Consider the following 3,317-nt stretch of genomic DNA (forward strand, 5'->3'; position numbering starts at 1 on the left):
CATCGAGATCGACGTGCCCCGGCTGGGCGGCAAACGCGAGAACGCTGGCCGCAAGCCCAAGGTGTTCGAGGACCAGGTGCGCAAGGAACTGGAGGACGCGGGCGAGGTTGAGTACGCCGTCTCCCGGGCGCGCAAGGAGGCATGGACGGCCAAGACTGTCGAGCTGGACTACCGCATCAAGGAGGGCGAGTACGTGAAGCGCGAGGCTGTGCGCGAAGCCTGCGCCACCGCGTTCGCATCCATCGCCCAGACCCTGCGCTCAATCCCCGACCTGCTGGAGCGGCGCGAGGGCGTGGCACCGGAGACCTGCGAAACGGTGAGCAAGACGATTGACGACGCACTGAACACCTTGGCTGAAGAGTTCGAATTGTTCGGAGGCTGAGTGGCAGACGATTTCACCAAAGCGGTACAGGACGTTTTCTCCCCTCACGCAGCGTTCCGACCACCCAAGCGGGTTTCCGTCAGCCAAGGCGCGGCCGCCTCGCTGATCGTCAAGCAGACCGGCGGCACCACCGCCCCATGGTCGGCCACCGAAACACCCTACATGTGCGAGCCAATCGACACGCTGGCGAGCCGCCGGCACGAGGCCGTCGCCTTCGTCGGTCCAGCACGGTGCGGGAAAACCGAGGGGTTGATCACCGGCTGGATGGCGCACGCCGTGGTCAACGACCCTGGCGACATGGCTATCATCCACATGTCCCAAGAGAAGGCGCGCGAGTTCTCCAAGACCACCGTGGACCGCGCACTGCGCCACAGCCCGGACTTGGCTGCGCTCGTCTCGCGCAACGCCAACGCCGACAACACGTTCGACAAGAGCTTTCGCCACGGCATGTGGCTCAAGATCGGCTGGCCCACCGTCAGCAACCTGTCCGGCTCCACCTATCGCTACGTGGCCTTCACCGACTACGACCGTATGCCGGACGACGTGGGCGGCGAGGGCGCGCCGTTCCCGCTGGGGCTCAAGCGCACGCAGACCTTCCTGTCGCGCGGCATGTGCCTGGTTGAGTCCAGCCCCGGGCGCGACATCGAAGACCCGAACTGGAAACCGTCTACCCCGCACGAGGCCCCGCCGGTGCGCGGAGTGGTTGGCATCTACAACACCAGCGACCGGCGCCGGTGGTACTGGAAGTGCCACGACTGCCGCGAGTGGTTTGAAGCCGCGCCCGGTGTTGGTCTGTTCAACCTACCCCCGGACGACGAGTTGCTGGAGACGGTGCGCAGCGCCAACCTGGACAAGCTCGCCGAGCACTACGCCAAGATCGTGTGTCCCCACTGTGGGTCGCTGCACGGCGCCGACCAGAAGAAGGCTCTGAACGCCAACGGCCGGTGGCTGCGGGACGGCATGACACTGACCGTTGACGACGAACTGGTGGGCGAGGGCATGACATCTTCCATCGCCGGGTTCTGGCTGGGCGGCGTGGCGGCGGCGTTCCAACCGTGGCGCTCTATCCTAGTGCGCCACCTGCAGGGCCTGCGCCACTATGCCCTCAGCGGATCGGAAGAGGCCCTGAAGAACGCGATCAACGTGGACCAGGGCATGCCGTACATCTCGCGGCACCTGAAGGAGTCCCAATCAGGACGTGCCCGACCGCAGGACCGCGCTGAAAACGACCTGATCCGCTACCAGGTACCCGAGCAGACACGCATGCTCTCGGCCTCCGTGGACGTGCAGGGCGGGGTGAACGCGCGCTTCGTGGTGCAACTCCACGCCGTCGGCGTGCACATGGAGCAGTGGTTGGTGGATCGTTTCGAGATAAAACACTCGAAAAGGCCCGGAATGGGAAGCGAGTTTGCCCCTATCGACCCCGCCAGCTTTCCTGAAGATTGGGATGTGCTGACGGACAAGCTGCTCGACGCCACGTGGAAGACACCGGACCCCAACCGAGAGATCAAAATCCGCATGCTCACGGTGGACACCGGGGGCGAGGACGGCGTGACCCATAACGCCTACGCCTGGTATCGGCGCGTGCGCAAGGCCGGACATGCGCACCGCGTCACGCTCTACAAGGGTGCGTCCGAGCCCAAGGCACCGATCATCCGGGAGACCCTAGTGAGTGGCCGCAAAGGGACCAAGGGCGACATCCCTCTGCTGATCTGCAACCCGAACCTGCTGTCGGACATGGTGGCGGCGGGCCTGCGTCGGACCATGCCGGGGCCGGGTTTCTACCACTTCCCTCAGCCGAAACACCCCACACAGAACCCCGACGGCTGGCTGCCACAGGCGTTTTTTGACGAGCTGGAGGCCGAGGTGCGCGGCAAGAACGGCACCTGGCAGAAGGTCCGCAAGCGCAACGAGAGCTTTGACCTTTGCCGGATGATGATGGCGGGTATGCTGCGCATGCAGCTCGACAAGATCAAGGACTGGAACGTCGTGCAGCCATGGCTGGCGCCGCTCGACCGCAACAGCGAGATCGTGGCGCGCGAAGATCGCCGAGCAGCGCAGGAAAACAGCGTTATCGCCTTACCACCTGCAGAAGAAGTGCGCGTACTCCGGCCTGTGCGCAGGCCACGGCGAAGTGCGGTGGCGCAGTATTGAAATCGCTTGACGACTTCTTGCGCGTTTGCTAAATTACACACATCGCAACAACGTCAGTCCGACGATCTTTTTGAAAGGCAAATATGCAACCGTCCGAGCCCCGTTCTTTGTCCCTCAAGGCAGCCGCTTTTGCTGCTCTTGGTGCAGCATCTGAAAAGGTGACCCAGAGCATGGAGGCGTACCGCGTCAAGGCCAGTGGCCCAAACACGGCCTGCCAACTGCTGCAGCACCTCGGCGTAGCCAACGTGGGCCTGCCAGGNACCGCGTCAAGGCCAGTGGCCCAAACACGGCCTGCCAACTGCTGCAGCACCTCGGCGTAGCCAACGTGGGCCTGCCAGGTTACGGCAAGATGCGCTCGGCCAGCCACACCAAACGCGGCCCAGGTCGTCGTTTCACCATTGGCGACGGCACACGCACGTCCCAGCAGCGTCAGGCAGGCGCCTACGGACGCGGCTTGATGAACTGGGTTGCGAGCACTCAAGCTGCGCGCTCAGCAAATCGCAAAAATGCCAAAATGGCACGGGCCTGCGCTTAAAAACCCTTGACCTTTATTTCGCAAACGCGATAATACGAACCAGGCCAGCGCAACCAGTGGCCGGAGTTTAAAAGTCGAAAGGCTCTCAAACCAACTGGAAGATTTCGGTGACGAAGAGGCTGGGTTACACCCAGTAACGGTCCTCCGGTCGGACCCTAAGCCGGCGCGCTCTCAAACGCGAAAGGGGAAGGGGCTGATCCACCTACGGATTCTTGGAGCCTGCGCGAGCAGGGCCTTCAAGCGAGA

2 protein-coding genes are annotated in these 3,317 nt (G+C 63.5%); both read left to right on the forward strand.

What is annotated here, in order from left to right:
* Nucleotides 1-382 (forward strand): DUF1441 family protein (locus I6F10_RS19685; RefSeq protein ID WP_197099287.1); only part of this gene is annotated, 382 nt, incomplete at its 5' end.
* Complete coding sequence (locus I6F10_RS19690) at nt 383-2,536, forward strand: phage terminase large subunit family protein (protein WP_114488093.1); 2,154 nt, start codon at nt 383-385, stop codon at nt 2,534-2,536.
* Nucleotides 2,537-3,317 lie beyond the last annotated feature (781 nt).

The sequence above is a fragment of the Pseudoalteromonas sp. SWYJZ98 genome, from assembly GCF_015864495.1.
Lineage (GTDB): Bacteria > Pseudomonadota > Gammaproteobacteria > Enterobacterales > Alteromonadaceae > Pseudoalteromonas > Pseudoalteromonas distincta.